This window comes from Streptomyces sp. NPDC005728 (assembly GCF_040630895.1).
Lineage (GTDB): Bacteria > Actinomycetota > Actinomycetes > Streptomycetales > Streptomycetaceae > Streptomyces.
This window is the reverse complement of the sequence record NZ_JBEXYL010000131.1, coordinates 1-18,783: the sequence shown is the minus strand read 5'-3', so window position 1 is coordinate 18,783 and position 18,783 is coordinate 1. Positions and strand designations below refer to the sequence as shown.

Sequence of the window (18,783 nt, the reverse complement as noted above, 5' to 3'; positions counted from 1 at the left end):
GGATGGTCATCATGCCGCTCTCGGAGTGGTACTGGTTGTGGCAGTGGAGCATCCAGAGGCCGGGGTTGTCGGCGTCGAAGTCGACGACGATCTTGTGGTGGGGGAGCACGATCGCGGTGTCCTTGCGCGCGCCGACGGCGTCCAGACCGGTGAGCGCGAACGTGTGGCCGTGCAGGTGCAACGGGTGCCACATGTCGGTGGCGTTGATGAGGGTGAGCCGTACCCGCTCGCCGGCGCGCACCGGGTGGCGCTGGCGGAGGTCGTAGGGCTTGTGGTCGAAGCCCCAGTCGTACCTCTTCATGTTGCCGGTGACCCTGATACGCATCTCGCGGTCGGGTTCGCGGTCCTCCAGGGCCACCGAGTCGTCCGGCACGAGCCGACGGGCGGGGACGATCTTCCCGTCCAGCTCGTCCGGGCGGACGGTGGCAGGGGGAATGGCTCTCGCCTTGTTGGTGCGCAGAACGGCGAGGGCCTGGCCCTTCTTGCCCTCGGCCAGCGCGACGAAGGGGAAGACGCCGTCCTTGGCGGTGACGAGAACGTCGTAGCGCTCGGCCATGCCCACGAGGAGGGCGTCGGTCCTCATGTGCTCCACCGGGTAGCCGTCGGTGTGCGTGACGGTCATCTTGTGGCCCTCCAACGCGACGCGGAAGGCGGTTTCGGAGCCCGCGTTGATGATGCGCAGCCGGATGCGTTCGCCGGGCTTGCACCGGAACTCCGAGGGATGGGTGGCCGTGCGGCCGTTGGCGAGGTAGAGGGGGTAGTCGACGCTGCCGGCCTCTCCGTGGAGCAAGCGGCTGTGCGAGTTGTGCAACACGCGGGAGGGGCCGCTCGCCGTGCGGGGGTGTGACGCGTGTGGGCTCGACGGCCTGCTGGAACCGGCTTGTCCGGGTCCGGGGCCCATGGCCATGCCGCCCATCTTCATGCCCGTGCCCGGCATGAGCTGGTCGAGCACCTGATCGGGGGTGGACCCGTCCACACCGTCGATCCAGTCGTCCAGGACGAGGATCCATTCCTTGTCGTACTTGAGGGGCTCCCGGGGGTCGTCGACGATGAACGGCGCGTACAGACCGCGGTCCGGCTGCATGCCGACATGGGAGTGGAGCAGGTAGGTCCCCGGATGGGGGACCGTGAACCGGTAGGTGAAGTCGGCTCCCGGAGCGATTTCCCTCTGGGTCAGGCCCGGAGCCCCGTCCATGTCGCAGCGCATGCGCACGCCGTGCGAGTGGAGCGTGGTGGTGTCCGGCAGCCGGTTGGCGAGGGTGAGGCTGAGGACGTCTCCGGCGGTGACGCGCACCAGCGGCCCGGGCAACTGCTCGTGGTAGGCCCAGGTCCGCACCTCGCGACCGCCCAGGTCCAGCGTGGTCTCGGCGGCGGTGACCTTGAGCATGCGCACCGGGCCGGTGCCGCGTTTGCGCTCGGCGGCACGGACCTCCGGACCCGACGGCTCGACATATCCCTTGGGCCCTGGGGGAACGAAGTCCCCTTGGCCGGCGGCCGCCGTGCCGAGCGGGCCGGAGCGGGGGTGGGAGCCGGAGTCGGTGCAGGCAGCCAGGAGTCCCGCGCCTGCGGCAGCGATCGGGGCTCGGAACAGGGTACGCCGCGAAGGTGTGTGCATGAATGAAATAAGACACGTTTTGCTCTGGTATGTCTGGGAACTGCGGCGGCGCGTCTGATGGTGTCGGGTGTCACAGGGCGGTGCGGCCCGGCCGTTTCAGGTGGCGTCGTGGAACACCAGTCCCAGGGTGCGCCTTCGGCCGGACCGCACCGTGCTCACCCCGTGCCGCATCGCCCCGGCCGACCAGCCGCGGCGGGTGCGCACGGGCCGGTCGCGGGTCGTGAACACCAGGCCGTGCCCCTGCCGCAGGGCGGTCGCACTGCCACGGGACTGGGCGCGCGGCCGCTGCTCGACCATGAGGAACTCGCCTCCGGTGTAGTCGGTGCCGTAGGAGTCCAGGGCGATCACGACCTGGAGCGGGAAGACCAGCTCGCCGAACACGTCCCGGTGCAGGGCGTTCCAGTCGCCCGGACCGTAGCGGAGCAGGATCTGCGCGGAACGGTCCTGGCCGGCGCCGTGGCAGCGCTCCAGCCACTCGGCCAGGGAGTCCGGCCAGGGCGCCGGACGGCCCAGGCGGGCCGCCCAGTCCCGGGCGACAGGAAGCAGACGCGGGTAGAGGGCGGCCCGCAGTGCGGCCACGGGGGCGGGCAGGTCGTGTGTGAAGTAGCGGTACTCGCCGGAGCCGAGCCGGTGCCGGGCGAGATCGACGGTGGTGCGGAACAGTTCCGGCTTGTCGTACAGGGCCGCCAGGTCGGCGCACTCCTCGGGTGTGAGCAGCGAGCCCGTGGGCGCGCTGCCGTACTCGTCCAACTCGGCCGCCAGTGCGGCCCAGTCCGTGCCGGCCACGCGGCGGCGGGCCTCGGGCAGACGCATGACTCCTCCCTCCCTCACACCAGGGTCGGCTGCAGCGCGCCCTCGTGCGTGAGCAGCCACAGCTTGCGCTCCACCCCGCCCGCGTACCCGCGCATCGAGCCGTCCGCGCCGATCACCCGGTGGCAGGGGCGGACCAGCAGCAGCGGGTTGGCGCCGAGCGCCCCGCCCACGGAGCGGATCTCGGCCCGGGGCACGCCCAGCCGCGCGGCCAGCTCGCCGTAGGTCGTCGTGGTGCCGTACGGGATGTCGTCCAGGGCCTGCCACACCCGCAGCTGGAACGGGGTGCCGACCGGGGCGAGCGGCACGGAGAAGCGGGTGGGGCGGCCGTCGAAGTACGCGTCCAGCAGGCGGCGCACCTCGACGAACGCCCGGTCGTCGCGCTCCTCGGGGTGGACGGCGGGCGCGCCGCGTTGCCCCGGCAGGGACAGGGACGTGAGAGTGAGGGTGCCGCCGGACTCCTCGCCGGTCAGCAGCAGTTCGCCGAGCGGGCTCGGGCAGCTGGTGTGGACGGTGTGCGTGGTCATCGGGGGCTCCTGACGTTCGGTTCTCGCAGTCGAGTCTGCTGCGTCCGGCGCCGGGTCACCGGCGGAAATCGGACAGGGTGCTGACCTCGCCCCGGTACCGTGACAAAGGGTGCTTGACCTGGGTGTATTTACGGGTGAGTACCCGCGCGGTACCGTGAAGGCATGCCAGCTCTCAACGTGGAGTTCAGCGAACGCGAACTAGAGGACCTGCGGCAGATCGCCAAGGAGCGGGGTACGTCGATGAAGGCCCTCGTGCGTGAGGCCGCAGCCGCCGACATCGCCCGGCACCGGGCGCTGCAGGAGGGGGCGGAGGCCTTCCGGAGCTTCTTCACCGCCCACGCCGAGGAGTTCGCTGCCGCGTTCCCCGACGATGAGCCCCCTGCCAGGGGCGAGGCCGCCTAAGTGATGCCCTCCGTCATCCATATCGATGTCCCGTGGCTGCTCCAGCGCCACGAGGAGGTCCTGCCCGACCAGCCCACGGTCGACGACTTCTCCGCGCTGGTCGCCGCCGTCGCCCGGCATCGCGTCGACCCGCCCCGACTCGGCGTGGACTCCGACCCCGCCTGGCGGGCCGCCGCCCTGCTGCACACCCTCGCCCTGCTCAAACCGCTGCCCGCGGCCAACGCCCGTTTCGCCTGCGCGACCGCCGTGGCGTACATGTTCGTCAGCGGCGTCGGCATCGACCCGCCCTACGGCGCCCTGGTCGACCTCGCCCGCGACCTGATCTCCGGCAAGACCGACGTGTACGGCGCGGCCGACCGGCTCCGCTCCTGGCAGATCTGACACCGCTGCGGGCAGATCCGGCACCGCCCCCGGCCGACGGGGGAAGCCGCCGGGGCCGCCGGCCGAGGGCGGGAGAACAGGGCCGGCGGCCGGCTGCGCGCAGGAGAGCCTCACCCAGCTCTCGGCTTCGCTCGAACCGGGGGGACCCCCACCCTGCGCGGGGCCTTCCGAGAAGGGCCGGACCCCAGTCCAGCACCCGGTCGCACACCCCGGGAGTGTGCGTGCCGGGCCGGTGTGTGCGCACCCTTCACACGGGGCGCGGGGAAAGCCGAAAGCCGTCGTACGGGAGCTGGGACACCGGCCGTATTCTGACTTTCTTTCAAACCTGCCGATGTCGTACGAGCGCCTTGTTGCGTGTGTGGAAGTTGTGCAAGGGTTGAAACACTCGTGCGGGAGCTAATCGCCGTGTTTCTTTCGGCAGTTGGGGAACCGGGCCGGGACGGCACCGGAGAATTCCCGCTCCCCGCGCGCGCATCCCCGAGATCGGCATCGACGCACGATACGCACAAAGGAATCCGCTCAGTGCCCACCCCCCACCCTCCTCGCCCTCCCTACCCGCCCCCTGGGGGCGATCCAGGGGAGTCCGACGAGTCCCTCGCCGCGCCGCTGCGGGCCGGTTCCGACGCGGAGGCCTCCCGGTCGGCCGCCCTGCTGATGGCCCGGCACTGGCAGCCGGCGCAGGAGTACGCGGTCATCTGCCTGGCCGCGCCCGGACCCCTCGCCCACATGGTCACCGCCGCCGCCTTCCATCATGTCCTCGACCGGCTCGCGCTCGGCGAGCCCGCCGAGGCGCTCCGGCCGCGCCTGCTCGTGGCCGTCCGGGACACCGTCGTGAACTGGTCCGCCACGGACCGGATAGCCGCCGTACTGCCGGGCCTCGAGAAACCCACCGGGGGCCGCGGTATGCGTGCGGCGAAGTCCCTGATACCGGAAAACCGTGCCCTGTCCGAACGTTCTTTCCAGAGTCTTCCCCGATTCGAACAGACGTTGCTGTGGCACGCCGAGGTCGAGGCCGAACCGATAAACGTCCCCGCGGGGCTGCTCGGTGCGGACATCGACAGTGCGGCGGCCGCGCTCGAACAGGCCCGCGAGAAATTCCGGGAAGGCTGTGTCCGCGCGCACCGGGAACTCGCGCCGAGTACCGACTGCCGCCACTACAACCGCCTCCTCGACGGGCCGATCCGCCGCGGCGGCGCGCTGTTGCCGGACGTCCGGCAACACCTCGCCGCCTGCCCCTACTGCCGGCATGCCGCCGAGCAACTGGGCCAGATCGAGGCCGGACTCGGCGTGCTGCTCGCCGAAGCGGTCCTCGGCTGGGGCGCCCGCCGGTACCTGGAGTCACGTCCCGGCCGCAGCCGGCCCGGTGGCCCCGCGCGCACCCGCGGCACCTCCCGGCGCTCCGGCGGACGCAGACGCGGCGGCGGCAGCCCCGGACTGCTGGACAGGATCCCGTTGCCCGGCGGACGCCGGCGGGGCGGTGCGGAGCCCGGCACCCTCGCCCGGACTCCCGCGCCCACGCGCCGTGCGCCCGGCGGCTGGTCGTCCAGGACGCTGCTCACCGGAGTCGGCGTCGCCTCGGCCGGACTGCTCGCGACCGTCCTCGCGATCAGCGTGTGGCCGGACTCCGGCGACGGCACCGACCCGGTCGTCTCCACGGGAGCCGCCCCCGGCACCGACGCCCAGTCCCCGCCCGCCTCCGCCACCGCACCCGGCACGGCCGGCCTGCCCTCGGCCGGCCGGCCGACCCGGCTGCGCAACGCCGCCGCCGACCTGTGCCTGGACGTCAAGGGCAAGCCCGCGGCCGGGTCGAGCGTGGTGCTCGCCGTCTGCTCGTCGGCCCCGACCCAGCAGTGGACGTACGAGGCCGACGGGCTGCTGCGCAGCGCGGCCGGCTCGGGGCTGTGCCTGGACTCGCACGCCGACGCCGGTGTCGTCATCGTCGGCACCTGCGCCGAGGCGGGCACGAAGCGCGGCGACGACGTGCGCTACGACCTCACCGTGCAGGGCGAGTTCCTGCCCCACTGGGACAAGACGCTGGCTCTCGCCGCGACCGGTGAGAACGCGGGCGCCGACATCGTCGTCAAGGTCCGGGACCGCTCCGCCGGACAGCGCTGGCCGGCCGACGGGCCATCGGCGAGCCCCGGCTCCCTGTCGATAGCCGGCAGCGACGCACCGTCCGCCCAGCCGGCCGGGCTGCGGGGCAAGGGCGCCTAGGGCTTGTCCGGCGGGTCGGGCCGGCTTCAGCCGACGGCGCCTCATCGGCGCAGATGGGCGTGCCAGGCCCGCGATTCCGGCATGATCCGCCGGACAAGCCCTAGGGAGGCCCGCTTGACCGGGTCGGCCTGATCGCCGGACGGGCTCCCGTCGGCGTGTTCCGCCGCCTGGCCGCGGCGGGACACCCGGCCGTCAGTCGGCCGCCTCGACGAGGTCGTCCGCCGTGACGGTGGCCGGAGCGGAGTGTCCGGACAGGGCGAGCGTGAGGTCCAGCTCCGCGAGCACACAGCGGACGACGTGCTCCACGCCCGCCTGCCCGTCCAGGGCGAGCCCGTACACGTAAGGCCGCCCGAGCAGTACCGCGCGGGCGCCGAGGGCGAGGGCCTTGAACACGTCGTCGCCGGTACGCACCCCGCTGTCGAACAGCACCGCGAGCCGGTCGCCGACCGCGTCCGCGACCCGGGGCAGCGCGTCGGCCGCCGCGACGGAACCGGCCACCTGCCGGCCGCCGTGGTTGGAGACCACCACCCCGTCCATTCCGGCGTCCGCGGCGAGCCGGGCGTCGTCCGGGTGCAGGACCCCCTTGAGGACGATCGGGCCGTCCCAGTGCTCGCGCAGGAAGGCCAGGTCCGGCCAGGTGTGGCCGGCGTCCCCGAACAGACCGAGGAAGTGCAGCACGGCCGCGTTCGGGTCCTCGTGCACCGGCTTGGCTAGGCCCGCCGTGAAGGCCGGGTCGGTGAAGTAGTTGGCGGTGCCCACCCCGTGCAGGAACGGCAGATACGCCTGGTCCAGATCGCGGGGCCGCCACGCCAGCAGCGGGGTGTCCAGGGTGACGACCAGCACCGAGAACCCGGCCGCCTTCGCCCGGGCGAGGAAACTCCGGGTGACCTCGCGGTCCTTGCCCCAGTACAGCTGGAACCACCGCTCGGCGTCCCCCATCGCCTCTGCCACCTGCTCCATCGGCGTGCTGGACGCCGAGGACAGGACGTACGGCACGCCGTGCGCGGCGGCGGCCCGGGCGGCGGCGGACTCGGCGTCCGGATGCATGATCGACAGCACGCCCACCGGGGCCAGGGCCAGTGGCGCCGGCAGGGAGCGGCCCAGCAGGTGCACCGACAGGTCGCGCTCCTGCACGTCGCGGAGCATACGCGGCACGATCCGATGCCGGGCGAGGGCCGCCCGGTTGGCGCGCGCGGTGCTGCCGTCGCCCGCGCTGCCCGCCACATAGCCCACCGGGCCCGGCCCGAGCCGGTGGGCGGCCAGCTCCTCCAGCCGGGTCAGATCGGTGGGCAACCGGGGCACGGCACCCGTCGTCCCGTTCAGATAGATCTCGTACTGGAAGTCCGCCCAGTGCTTCGCCATCCGCACGTCCCGCCTCTCGTCGTCGAGCATGCGCCGCGCCGACGATACTCGCGGGTAAGTGCGGGTCCGTCCACCGGGGATGCGGTCAGCCCACCCGCGCGACCGCCCGTACGGGAGCGCCGTCCGCCCCGGGCAGCCGCAGCGGGAACAGGAACACCTCCACCGCCTCCGCGCCCACCAGCCGCTCCAGACCGGTGAGGTTCTCGGCGATCACCCCGCCGGCGCCGCACAGTACGCGGTGGGCGGGCAGCCCGAGGTCGGCCTGCGGATCGCCCGGTTGAGGCGTGGGGTCGACGCTGAGCGCGTCGACGGCCACCGTGCGCGCGCCCGCCTCCACCACGGCCCGGGCCGCCTGAGGGGTCAGCCAGGGATGGGCGAGGTACGCCTCGGTGCCCCAGTGCGCCGACCAGCCGGTGACGAGCAGCAGCAGCGCGCCGGGTGTTGCCCCGAGGGCGTCGAGCGCGGGGGCGAGCAGGGCCGGGGTGATCGGCGACCGGGCGGGCAGCCCCCGGACGTCGGTCACGACCGCGGGCCCGGCGAACCGGTCCAGCGGCAGTTCGTCCAGGCGGGGCCAGGCGTCGTCGACGTGGTACGGCGCGTCGACATGCGTGCCGGACTGCGAACCCAGGTGCAGGGAGAGGACGTTGACACCGTCGGCCGGGGCGCGCAGGGCGGGTGAGACCGTGACCTCGGGGTCACCGGGATACACGGGCATCCCGGTGACCACGGGCACGGACAGGTCGAGCCAGCCGGTCATCGCCCGGCCTCGGCCGCGAGCGCGGGCGGCACCTCGTCCGCCGGGGCACCGGGACCGGTGATCGGCGGCACCGGCGCCTCGACGGTACGGGCCAGTCGCGCACCCTCCGGTCCGTAGGCCGCCCGGGGCTCGGGGAACAGCCTCAGCAGGGTCAGGAACAGGATCGCGGCCACCGCGAGCGACAGCGGCAGGCTGATGTCGACGCCGTTCGCCAGGTCGCCCAGCGGCCCGACGAACTGGCCCGGGATGTTCGTGAACAGGACGCCGACCACCGCGGCCACCCACCAGGCCGTCATGCCGCGCCAGTTCCAGCCGTGCGCGAACCAGTAACGGCCGCCGCGCTGACGGCGGTTGAAGACCTGGAGCGCGTCGGGGTCGTACCAGCCGCGCCGGGTGTAGAAGCCGAGCATCATGACGACCATCCACGGCGTGGTGCAGGTGATGATCATCGTGGCGAACGTCGAGATCGACTGCACCAGGTCCAGGCCGAACCGGCCGATGAAGATGAACCCGATGGACAACACGCCGACCAGCAGCGTCGCCTGCACGCGGGACAGCTTCGGGAACACCGAGGAGAAGTCGAGGCCGGTGCCGTACAGCGAGGTGGTGCCCGTCGACATGCCGCCGATCAGCGCCAGCAGACACACCGGCAGGAAGAACCAGCTCGGCGAGATCGCCAGCAGTCCGCCCACGAAGTCGGGCGCGGCCGGGTCGACGTACTTCGGCGCCTTCGTCGCGATGATGCTCGCGGTCGCCAGGCCGAAGACGAACGGCAGCAGGGTCGCGATCTGGGAGAGGAACGCGGCACCGACGACCTTGCGGCGCGGGGTGCCGGCCGGGATGTAGCGCGACCAGTCGCCGAGGAACGCGCCGAACGACACGGGGTTCGACAGCACGATCAGCGCCGCCCCGATGAACGACGGCCAGAACATCGACTGCGTCGCCGCGTCCGCCGAGGCCGTGAACACACCGGCGTACGAGGGGTCGAAGTCACCGGCGAAGGCGAACGCGCCGAGCAGGAACAGCACGGTCGCCGAGGTCACGGCGATCTTGTTGACGAAGAGCATGAACCGGAAGCCGTAGACGCACACGGCGAGAACCAGCCCGGCGAACAGGGCGTACGCGACGACGTACGACAGCGTGCTGCGCTCCAGGCCGAACAGCCGGTGTGCGCCGCCGACCAGGGCGTCGCCCGAGCTCCACACCGAGATGGAGAAGAACGCGACGGCGGTCAGCAGCGACAGGAACGAGCCGACCACCCGGCCGTGCACGCCCAGGTGCGCGGACGAGGCGACTGCGTTGTTGGTGCCGTTGACCGGGCCGAACACGGCCATCGGGCACAGGATCAGCGCGCCCGCGACGACACCGAGGAGGGTGGCCGCGAGCCCCTGCCAGAAGGAGAGCCCGAACAGGATCGGGAACGCGCCGAGGACACAGGTCGAGAAGGTGTTGGCACCGCCGAAGGCGACCCGGAACAGGTCGAGCGGGGTCGCGGAGCGGTCCGCGTCGGGGATGCGCTCGACGCCGTAGGGCTCGACCTCGGTGAGGGACGGGGGCGCGGCGGGGGAGTTGGGGGACTGAGGGGTCAAGGCGGGCTCCAGCGTGGATGCGGCGATGGAGCGCTTCGTGGCGCGGCGGTGGCGGACGACCGACGGCGCCGCGGGATGTGCGACGCCGGCGTGGACGTCCAGGAGGGGTCTGCCGACGGTACGACGCCGGCGAGAACCCCTGCCAGAGGATGATTCATCCATCTTCGCCGTCGCCAGTGGAGGAATCGACCACCTCCTCTCGATCCGGACCCTGCGCCCGTACCCGCTGGACGTGTTCCAGGGACTCCCGCAACTCGGTCAGCCAGTCGTCGGTGTGACGCTGCACCAGGCGCACGCACCAGGCGAGGGCGTCGCTGCGGCTGCGCGCGACGCCCCCGGCGATGAGGGTGTCCAGCACCTGACGCTCGGGCTGCCGCAGCCGGGTCATCACCGGCGCGGCGACATGGGTGAACAGGGCACGCTCGGTGCCGCACGCCACGCCCCAGGACACCTTCCGGCGGAAGAGGTGCTCGCCCTCGCGAGCCACCTCCATCCGGGCCTCGCGGGTGCGCTCCCGGAACTCCTGGATCCGGGCCTGCACGGCGGCCTCCCGTTCGGCGTCCGAGGCGCCCTCGGCGAGCCGTGGCTCCGGGATGCGCCCGATCACGGTGATCTCCTCGCGGTCGGGGGTCACCTCGACCAGTTCCACGAAGAGATCGTCGGGCAGCCGGCCGGCGAACCAGCCGCGCAGCTTCTCCTTCTGCTCATCTGTAATCATGTAATCAGGATTACTCCGACCAATTCATGAACACAAGGCGTCACGACGGGGGTTCACCGTGGGCGGAGCCGGAATGTTTCAGGCCTATTAACTGGGCGGTGTTTTTCGGCCATGCAACCGCTCTCAGCGATCAAGAACCGCACGGTTGAGCGGTCGGCGTGTTCGAATTCTGTGACTTCACGCCACTGCTTCAACACGCAAGGTTACTGAAATCCGTGGGGTCGATGTGTGTTTCGACGGCGGACTCGGCAGAGTGTCGCTCGCCGCTCGGCGCCCACCGGGCCGAAGCCGGCACTCGTCTACTCGAGCGGAAGGATGCACACAATGCGGAACACCGCGCGCTGGGCAGCGACTCTCGGCCTCACGGCCGCCGCCGTCTGCGGACCCCTTGTCGGGGGCGCCGCCGCTGCACCGCACGCCGCCCCGTCGTCGCTCTACGCCCCCTCGGCGCTGGTGCTCACCACCGGCCACGGCGACACCGCGGCGACGGCCACGCCGGAGCGCGCCGTCACCCTGAACTGCGCCCCGACGGCCTCCGGCACCCACCCGGCCGCGGCCCTGGCCTGCGCCGAACTGCGCGGGGTCGACGGCGACTTCGGGGCCCTCAAGGCCCGGGACGACGTCTGGTGCACCAAGCTGTACAACCCTGTGGTCGTCACGGTCGAGGGCGTCTGGCAGGGCAAGCGCGTCTCGTACGAGCGCACGTTCGGCAACAGCTGCGTGAAGGACGCGCTGAACAGCAGCGTCTTCGCGTTCTAAGGACCGGGATCGCGCGGGCCCCGTATCGCCGGATCAGGCTCGCAACTGGGGAGTGCGGCCCCTGGAGCGGGGTACCCGCGATCTCGCACCGGAGCTGACGGGAGGAGTGGGGCCATCCGTCGGCTTCCGGGCACCATGCCGCCTCCCGGGCGGGCCCGTGGGGGGCCTGTCCCGGGGGGCGGCGAAAAATAAATGGTTTCAACAGGTGCCCCTGCCACGCATTGGTGACTCGTGTCGTACGAGGGGTGACGACGGCCGCGCCGGCCCGTGCACAGACTGTTGCCGTGGTCGCGCAGCCGAGCGATCTCAAGCACCCCGCCAGGGTGTGCGCCGCGGCCACCAGGCCGGCACCGCCCGCCGATAGCGCTCGTACTCCGTGCCGAACCGGCGCACCAGTCCCGGCTCCTCGTACCAGCGCACAAAGGCCCACGTCAGCAGCCAGGCCCCGGCCGCATACCCGAACAGCACCGGCCGGGCGAGCAGTAGGCCCTGGCCGCAGAGCACGGCGACGACCGCAACGTAGATCGGATTGCGCACGTACCGGTACGGCCCGCTCACCACGAGCCGCGTCGGCGGCGCGATCGGCGCCGGGGTGCCGAGTCCTTCCAGGGCGAACCGGGTGAAGGCCTCCAGGATCACGGCGGTGCCTGCCGCCAGCGGAACGAGGCCGAGCAGCCGCAGCGGCAGCCGCCAGTCACCGGCCCGCCAGCCGCCGGTCAGCCACCACGGCACCAGCACGGCCGCGCCGCCCGAGACCACGACGAGGAACAGGGCGCTGCCCAGCGCCGCCGACGCCTTGCGCATCTCCCCACCATGACAGCGGAGAGGGGCCGCCGTCTCCCTGCTGACGGCGGCCCCTCGGACCTGAAGTTCGCCCCCTGCGGGACGGCTACATGTGGACAACCGGTGCGGCCCCGGCGTCCTGCTCCGGCACCCCGCGCCGGTAGAGCAGGAACGCGATGACCGTGCCCGCGGCGAAGAAGCCCGCCGACCACCAGAAGGCGGTGGTGTAGCTCTCGATCGTCGCCTGGGCCTGCGCCGGCTTGCTCGCGGGGTTGTGGCCCGACAGGTAGTCGGTGGCGGCGCTCGCGGCCAGGGTGTTCAGCAGGGCCGTACCGATCGAACCGCCCACCTGCTGCATGGCGTTGACGGTAGCCGAGGCGACACCCGCGTCCTCGGCCGCGACCCCGCCGGTGGCCAGCTGCATGGCCGGCGGCATGACCATCCCGAGGCCCACGCCGATCACGATCAGCTGCGGCAGCACCGCGCTGACGTAGTGGGAGCCGAGGCCGATGCCGGTCAGCCAGGCCATGCCGGCCGTGGCGATCGCGAAGCCCAGCGGGATGACCGCCTTCGGACCGATCCGGGGCATCAGGACCGTGGTGCCGACCTGCGCGGTCACCATCAGCGCGCCGACCATCGGGAGGAAGGCGACACCCGTCTTGGTGGGGCTGAAGCCGAGGTTGAGCTGGAGGTAGTAGGTGAGGAAGAGGAAGACGCCGAACATGCCCGCGCCGGTGATCAGCACCGCGACGAACGAGGCGCCGCGGTCGCGGTCGAGCAGGATGCGCAGCGGCAGCAGCGGGTGCGCGGCCCGGGTCTGCCACCAGGCGAAGGCCGCGAGCAGCAGCCCGCCCGCGATCAGGAAGCCCCAGGTCAGCGGCGAACCCCAGTCGTGGGTCTCGGCGTTGGAGAAGCCGTAGACCAGCGAGAACAGACCGGTGGCGACCAGGATCGTGCCCGGCACGTCCAGCTTGGCGCCGGCGGCGTCCCGGTGATTGCTGAGCAGCACCCAGCCGCCGACGAAGGCGACGACCGCGATGGCCACGTTGACGTACAGGGTCCAGCGCCAGTCGAGCGCGTCGGTCAGCACACCGCCGAGCAGCAGGCCGACCGCACCGCCGGCACCGGCGATGGCGCCGTACACACTGAACGCGCGGGCCCGCTCGCGGGCGTCGGTGAACGTGGTGTTCAGCAGCGACAGCGCGGCCGGGGCGAGGAGCGCGCCGAAGGCGCCCTGCAGGGCACGCGCGACGACCAGCATGGTGAAGCCGTTCGCCGCACCGCCGAGCGCGGAGGCGGCGGCGAAGCCGACGATGCCGACGAGGAAGGCGGGCTTGCGGCCGAACAGGTCGGCGATCCGGCCGCCGAGCAGCAGCAGTGAGGCGAAGGCCAGCGCGTAGGCGGTCACGACCCACTGCCGGCTGCCGTCGGAGAAGCCGAGGTCGGCCTGGGCGGACGGCAGCGCGATGTTCACGATCGTGGCGTCGAGGACCACCATCAGCTGGGCGACGGCGATGATCGCGAGGATCCACCACCGCTTGCCCGAGGCCTCGGTGTGGGCCTTCGCGAGGGCTCCCGTGCGGGGGCCGTCGGTCAGGGTGTTCTGGGGCATGGGGAACCACTCCAGGGAAGTCGTCCGTGGGTCGTCTGCAAAGACCTCGTAAACGAAACCGTTTCGTACACATCGAGGCTAGAGCAGTTTTAGCGAAACGGCAACGTTTCGCTTGCTGGGCTGGTCCGACCCGGTCCCCTGGGGGGAGTGCGTCCGCTACGGTGGCGCCGTCGGCATGGGGGCTCTGAGTCGAGAATCGGTTACAGGTGGCAGACACTTCTTCTGATCCCGTCGCGGTGATCCTCACCGCGCTGCAGGTCGAGTACGACGCGGTGAAGGCCCGGCTCACGGACCTCACCCGGAACGACGAGGGCGGCACGATCTTCGAGCGGGGCCGGCTGCCCGGTACGCGCTGGAGTGTCGTCCTCGCCCTGACCGGGCAGGGCAACGACAATGCGGCCGCGGTCACCCGGCATGCCTACAGCCTCTACCTGCCCGGCGTGCTGCTCTTCGTCGGCGTCGCGGGCGGGCTGAAGGACGATCTCCAGATCGGCGACGTCGTCATCGGCGACCGCATCTACGACTACCGCGAGAAGCAGGGCCCCGACGGCGACCACTACCGGCCGCGCGGCTGGGAGGCGCCCTGGCGGCTCGTCCAGCGCGTGCAGCGGATGGACTTCGGTCGGCAGATCCCCGGCCGGGTGCTCGTCGCGCCGATCGCCTCGGGCAACGTTGTTCTGGACAAGGACACTTCGGAGCTGGCCGGGCATCTGCGCGGCAACTACGACGACGCCGCGGCGATCGAGATGGAGAGCGCCGGTGTGTGCTCGACCGCCCATCAGATCGGAACGTTGGACACGTTGACGATCCGGGGGATCAGCGACAAGGCGGACGGCACCAAACGCCGGGCGGACGCGGGCGGTTCCCAGAAACGCGCGGCCTGGAGTGCCGCCGCGACGGCGGTGGCGATCCTCGCCTCCCTCGTCCCGGAGGGAGCGGCGCAGGACTCAACCATGCCTGAGATGGCGGGTGTTGACGGACTGTCCGGGACCGGCTCCGCGTCCTCGGCATCCGAACACGCGTCGGCTGCCGGCGTCGACGAGTCCGGGCCACACGGCAGCGATGCTGCCGTATACGGAGCGCGGCGCACCGGCCCCGCCGCAGCCGGGGCGGGCGGCGGCGATTCCGTCGTACCGGAGGCGGGCGGTCGCGATTCCGCGACTTCCGGCTCCGGGTCGGAAGGGAAGCCGCCGACCGTTCTCCCGGCCCACCGCCGTCGGACGCTGCTGTCGGCGGCCGCGGAACGCACCCGCTTAGGCAAGAGGACCGACAAGTCCTCCAGGCGCACCCGCGCCACCCTCATGGCCTGCCTCGCGGTCGCCGTGGTCGGAGCACTCGTCGCCTTCCTGCTGAAGGTCACGGGCGGTTCCAGCACATCGGACCCGAACTCGGCGCTGGCGTCCTGTTCGCTGTCCCAGGCCCGCGTCACGCTGAACATCGCCGCCTCCATCGACCTCTCGAGGTCCCTGAGCGACGCCGCTCGCGCCTACAAGGCGCGGCGAAGCCCCGACGGGGCCTGCGTGAAGGTCGAGGTGTCCTCCATCAACTCCGGTACCGCGATGCGGGCCCTGGCCGACGGGTGGACCGAGGACGACGAGCGCCCCGACGTGTGGTCGCCCGCCGGCAGTGAGTGGGTCGACCTGGCCCGGACCCGTGCGAACGGCGCGGGAAGGAAACTCCTGCCGGAGAGCGTGCCGCAGCCCATCGTGACCAGCCCGCTGACGATCGCGATGCCCCAACCGATGGCCGAGACCATGGGCTGGCCGGAAACGACCATCGGCTGGAGCGACCTCGCGAAGTGGGCCGAGGATCCGACGAACTTCTGGGCGGAGCACGGAAACAAGCAGTGGGGTGCCCTCAAGCTGGGCAAGACCAACCCCGACTACTCAACCTCCGGACTGAACGCCACCGTCGGTGCCTTCTACGCCAGGACCCACACCACGGGCGAGCTGTCCGTCCGGGACATCGACTCGTCCGCCAACCAGGACTTCGTCCGGAACATCGAGAAGTCCGTGGTCCACTACGGCGACACCACCCTGACGTTCCTGGCGAATCTGCGTGCCGCCGACGACAGGGGCGGGCGCGACGAGGCGCTCAAGTACATCTCCGCCGTGACGGTCGAGGAGAGCGCGGTCGTCGCCTACAACCAGGGGTATCCCTGCGGGGCCTACAGCTACGCGCGCGACTGCGACCGGAAGGCGAGGCCCGAGACACCCCTCGTCTCCTTCTATCCGAGGGACAGTGATCCGGTCAGCGACCACCCCTACGTCCAGCTGAAGGACATCAGCACGGCGAAGCGGGAAGTGTCGGACGACTTCCTGGCCTACCTGCACAGCTCCGACGCGTACCGGAAGTATTTCGCCCCGTACGGTTACCGGACGTACAAGGGCGAAGTCCCCGCAGACTCGGGGATCGACCCGGGGAACGGTGCCCTCGGCACCCAGAAGATCAAGGGCTATGACGCGCCCGACGGCGATGTGCTCGAACGGGTGCAGCAGGTCTGGCCGAGCCTGCGCCGCAGGGCCAGTGTGCTCGTGGTGATCGACACCTCCAAGTCGATGGACGACAACGTGCCGGGCACCGGCCAGACCAAGATGCAGCTGCTGCAGCAGGCGGAACCCGCCCTGTTCGACCACTTCGCCGCCACCGACCGCGTAGGGCTGTGGAAGTTCTCGAACGCGGCGAACCTGGACGGCAAGCACCACTACCTCCCCCTGATCGACATCGGTCCCATGGGGGAGAAGCCGGCCGGCAAGCACGGCGCCACCCGCCGCGCCGAACTGAGGGGCGAGGTGAAGGGCCTCGTCCCCGACGGCTCGACCGGCCTCTACGGCACGGTCGAGGCGGCGGTGGACACCATGCGCAAGGACTACGACCCGGGCGCCATCAACGCGATCGTCCTGCTCACCGACGGCCGCAACGAGGGCGTGCCGCCCACGCCGACCCTCAAGGACGTCCTCGCCAGGATCGGCGCGCCGGAGAAGAGGGTCCGTGTGTTCACCGTGGCCTACGGATCGAAGGCAGACCAGCAGGACGCGAACGGCAGGACCGTGCTGGAGGAGATCGCCGCCGCCACCGGGGCGCACGCCTACGACGCCAAGGACCCGAAGATCCTCCGTGAGGTGCTGACCAGCGTGATCTCCAACTTCTGAGGGCCGCCCTCCTGGACGGCAGCATCGTACATTCCTTGACGAGAATATAACTGTAGAGGCATATTGGTCTCATGTCCGACGCCACGCTCTGGACCGCCCTCGCCGACCCCCACCGGAGGGCCATCGTCGCTCTGCTCCTGGAGCGGCCCCGGCCCGTCGGGGAGATCGTGGAGGCATGCGGACTGAGCCAGCCGAGCACCTCCAAACATCTGAGGGTGCTGAGGGAGGCCGGTCTGGTCCAGGTCAGGCAGGATGCGCAGCGCCGCGTCTACGCCCTCGACCCCGCCCCGATCGCCGCCCTGGACGCCTGGCTGGCGCCGTACCGCAGGCTGTGGAACAGCAGCCTCGCCACGCTGGGCCGCCGCCTCGACGAGACGAACGAGTCCAGCGGCTCCACCGAGCGGGACGTGACGTCCGACGACACCTGACCCCCCCCATCGCGAAGGACCGAGCACCATGTCCGTCGACCTCACCGGCACCTACCTGACCCTCGACGACGGCCGCCCCGCCGTCCGCTTCAGCCGCACCTACGACCACCCGCTCGACCGTGTCTGGCGCTTCGTCACCGACCCGGAGGAACTGGCCGGGTGGTTCCCCTCCCGTGCCGAGATGGATCTGCGTCCCGGCGGCGCCATCCGGTTCAGCGGCGACCCGAACATGCCGGAGTCCACCGGCAAGGTGCTCGCCGTCGACCCGCCCCGGCACCTGTCCTTCGAGTGGGGCGGCGACGAACTCCACTTCGACCTCGCAGAAGCCGGGGAGAACCGCACCCGGTTCACCCTGACCAACGTCCTCGTGGCGGAGAACACCGCCGCCCGCAACGGCGCCGGCTGGGAGGTCTGCCTGTCCGGCCTGGACGCCAAGGCACGCGGCGAGCACGTCGAGGGGCCGCACGCCGGGGCGGGCGCGCCCTGGAAGGAGTTCTACGACGGTTACGTCGGGGCCGGGGTGCCCTCGGGCGCGCCGGTGCCGGGCCTGGACTGACCCTCAGGCGGAAGCGCGCCCCCTTCGAAGGAGAGCCCCAGCGTCTTGCGCACGACGCTGTGCGCGCCGTCGCAGCCGACCAGGAAGAGCGAGCGGATCTCCAGCTCCTCGCCGGCCGCGGTGCGCAGCCGACTGGTGACCCCGTCGGGGTCCTGGGCGAGGGACAGCAGCTCCGTGCCGCGCTCGATGCGACCGCCGAAGCAGGCCAGGCGCTCCTCGAGGATGCGCTCGGTCTCGTACTGCGGCAGCGCCGCGAAGCCGTACGGCACCTGTGGCGGCAGAGACATCTCCATGCGTGGCTGTTCGACGCCGTTCACAGGGCACCTTCGAGGATGCCCAGGCTTTCAGGCCGGGGAGGAATCGGAGGCTGCGGAGCAGGGCAGAGGCAGCCGGACCGCCGCCAGGGCGATTCGGCGTCCACCCGTGACTGGGTGAGGCAGCCCAACTGTCAGTGCCCCCGGGTAGGTTCGGGTGCATGACGACGGGAGCGATCAGGGAGGAGGCCGGGTATGCCCGGTACACCTACCGTGTGCGCCTGTCGAAGACGGCCCGGCGTGCGCTGGAAGCTGAGTGGGACCGGTGTCGGTGGATCTGGAACGAGTGTGTGGCCCGCTCGAAGAAGGCTTACGCGGAGGGTGAGAAGGTCGGTCCGGCTGCGTTCGACAAGATGCTGACTGAGGCGAGGCGGGTAACCCCGTGGCTGGCTGCCGGGTCGAGTGTTCCTCAGCAGCAGCTTGTACGGGATTTCGGCAGGTCCCGTGCGAAGGCGCTGAAGGAAATCAAGGACCGGGTTCCGCAGCACCGGCGGGCGGGGATGCCGCGTTGGAAGAAGAAGCGTGAGGTGCGGCCGTCCCTGAACTACACGCGGCGCGGCTTCCGTCTCAAGGACGGCCGGCTGCACCTCGTCGGCCAGATCGTGTTGCGGGTGGTGTGGTCGCGGGAACTGCCCGCGGATCCGTCCAGCGTGCGCGTGTACCAGGACGCTACAGGTGCGTGGTATGCCTCGCTCATCGAGCCTCTTGCTCCGACGGGGCGTGCGATCGGTGTGGACTGGGGTGTGAAGGAGACGGCCACCACCACATCCGACGACCACGACCTTCCCCACCCGCAGCACGGCA

General features: G+C 71.4%; 17 protein-coding genes and 1 pseudogene. 8 read left to right on the top strand and 10 right to left on the bottom strand.

Translation table 11 applies throughout. From position 1 onward, the window contains the following. From ABZ471_RS43060 to ABZ471_RS43050, 3 genes are all read right to left on the bottom strand, one after another. The coding region (locus ABZ471_RS43060) for a multicopper oxidase family protein (protein WP_359074600.1) at positions 1–1,615 on the bottom strand (1,615 nt) is incomplete at its 3' end. A 96-nt stretch (positions 1,616–1,711) separates the two neighbouring features. Continuing rightward, complete coding sequence (locus ABZ471_RS43055; RefSeq protein ID WP_359074599.1) at positions 1,712–2,428, bottom strand: 2OG-Fe(II) oxygenase; 717 nt, start codon at positions 2,426–2,428, stop codon at positions 1,712–1,714. Positions 2,429–2,442: 14 nt separating this feature from the next. Then, positions 2,443–2,952: a methylated-DNA--[protein]-cysteine S-methyltransferase gene (locus ABZ471_RS43050; RefSeq protein ID WP_359074597.1), complete on the bottom strand. Its 510-nt coding sequence runs from the start codon at positions 2,950–2,952 to the stop codon at positions 2,443–2,445. A gap of 162 nt (positions 2,953–3,114) precedes the next feature. Between ABZ471_RS43050 and ABZ471_RS43045 the strand changes: the two genes are divergently transcribed. The 3 genes from ABZ471_RS43045 (at position 3,115) to ABZ471_RS43035 (ending at position 5,949) form a co-directional block, all read left to right on the top strand. Further along, positions 3,115–3,354, top strand: a complete 240-nt coding sequence (locus ABZ471_RS43045; protein ID WP_359074595.1) for a hypothetical protein — start codon at positions 3,115–3,117, stop codon at positions 3,352–3,354. A gap of 3 nt (positions 3,355–3,357) precedes the next feature. Beyond that, complete coding sequence (locus ABZ471_RS43040) at positions 3,358–3,735, top strand: toxin Doc (protein ID WP_359074593.1); 378 nt, start codon at positions 3,358–3,360, stop codon at positions 3,733–3,735. A 522-nt stretch (positions 3,736–4,257) separates the two neighbouring features. Next, positions 4,258–5,949 carry an RICIN domain-containing protein gene (locus ABZ471_RS43035; protein ID WP_359074592.1) on the top strand — a complete coding sequence of 564 codons (1,692 nt, stop codon included), beginning with the start codon at positions 4,258–4,260 and terminating at the stop codon, positions 5,947–5,949. A gap of 192 nt (positions 5,950–6,141) precedes the next feature. On the opposite strand, the gene ABZ471_RS43030 is transcribed toward ABZ471_RS43035, so the two are convergent. The 4 genes from ABZ471_RS43030 to ABZ471_RS43015 form a co-directional block, all read right to left on the bottom strand. After that, positions 6,142–7,311 carry a lactate 2-monooxygenase gene (locus ABZ471_RS43030; RefSeq protein ID WP_359074602.1) on the bottom strand — a complete coding sequence of 390 codons (1,170 nt, stop codon included), beginning with the start codon at positions 7,309–7,311 and terminating at the stop codon, positions 6,142–6,144. Positions 7,312–7,396: 85 nt separating this feature from the next. After that, positions 7,397–8,068: a cyclase family protein gene (locus tag ABZ471_RS43025; protein ID WP_359074591.1), complete on the bottom strand. Its 672-nt coding sequence runs from the start codon at positions 8,066–8,068 to the stop codon at positions 7,397–7,399. Next, complete coding sequence (locus ABZ471_RS43020) at positions 8,065–9,657, bottom strand: cytosine permease (protein ID WP_359074589.1); 1,593 nt, start codon at positions 9,655–9,657, stop codon at positions 8,065–8,067. Before ABZ471_RS43020 ends, ABZ471_RS43025 begins: the two co-directional genes overlap by 4 nt. 154 nt (positions 9,658–9,811) lie before the next feature. Further along, positions 9,812–10,375, bottom strand: coding sequence for a hypothetical protein (locus ABZ471_RS43015; RefSeq protein ID WP_359074587.1), 564 nt, complete (start codon positions 10,373–10,375; stop codon positions 9,812–9,814). Positions 10,376–10,699: 324 nt separating this feature from the next. Between ABZ471_RS43015 and ABZ471_RS43010 the strand changes: the two genes are divergently transcribed. Continuing rightward, positions 10,700–11,134: a protease inhibitor gene (locus ABZ471_RS43010; protein ID WP_359074585.1), complete on the top strand. Its 435-nt coding sequence runs from the start codon at positions 10,700–10,702 to the stop codon at positions 11,132–11,134. A gap of 306 nt (positions 11,135–11,440) precedes the next feature. Here ABZ471_RS43010 and ABZ471_RS43005 read toward each other — a convergent pair whose 3' ends face one another. Together ABZ471_RS43005 and ABZ471_RS43000 are read right to left on the bottom strand one after the other, a co-directional pair. Continuing rightward, positions 11,441–11,938 carry an isoprenylcysteine carboxylmethyltransferase family protein gene (locus ABZ471_RS43005; RefSeq protein WP_359074584.1) on the bottom strand — a complete coding sequence of 166 codons (498 nt, stop codon included), beginning with the start codon at positions 11,936–11,938 and terminating at the stop codon, positions 11,441–11,443. Positions 11,939–12,023: 85 nt separating this feature from the next. Further along, positions 12,024–13,529 carry an MFS transporter gene (locus tag ABZ471_RS43000; RefSeq protein ID WP_359074582.1) on the bottom strand — a complete coding sequence of 502 codons (1,506 nt, stop codon included), beginning with the start codon at positions 13,527–13,529 and terminating at the stop codon, positions 12,024–12,026. 206 nt (positions 13,530–13,735) lie between these two features. On the opposite strand from ABZ471_RS43000, the gene ABZ471_RS42995 reads away from it, so the two are divergent. The 3 genes from ABZ471_RS42995 (at position 13,736) to ABZ471_RS42985 (ending at position 17,665) form a co-directional block, all read left to right on the top strand. Beyond that, positions 13,736–16,681 carry a substrate-binding domain-containing protein gene (locus ABZ471_RS42995; RefSeq protein WP_359074580.1) on the top strand — a complete coding sequence of 982 codons (2,946 nt, stop codon included), beginning with the start codon at positions 13,736–13,738 and terminating at the stop codon, positions 16,679–16,681. A 71-nt stretch (positions 16,682–16,752) separates the two neighbouring features. After that, the gene (locus tag ABZ471_RS42990) at positions 16,753–17,109 is read left to right on the top strand and encodes a metalloregulator ArsR/SmtB family transcription factor (protein ID WP_359074578.1); all 357 of its coding nucleotides are present in this window, start codon (positions 16,753–16,755) and stop codon (positions 17,107–17,109) included. Positions 17,110–17,137: 28 nt separating this feature from the next. Continuing rightward, positions 17,138–17,665, top strand: a complete 528-nt coding sequence (locus ABZ471_RS42985; RefSeq protein ID WP_359074576.1) for an SRPBCC family protein — start codon at positions 17,138–17,140, stop codon at positions 17,663–17,665. A gap of 2 nt (positions 17,666–17,667) precedes the next feature. Here the strand turns inward: ABZ471_RS42985 and ABZ471_RS42980 are convergent. Beyond that, positions 17,668–17,982, bottom strand: a pseudogene (locus ABZ471_RS42980) (FAD-dependent monooxygenase); the annotation flags it as partial. 158 nt (positions 17,983–18,140) lie between these two features. Here ABZ471_RS42980 and ABZ471_RS42975 point away from each other — a divergent pair. Next, positions 18,141–18,783: transposase (locus ABZ471_RS42975; RefSeq protein ID WP_359074575.1), on the top strand; the 643-nt coding region annotated here is incomplete at its 3' end.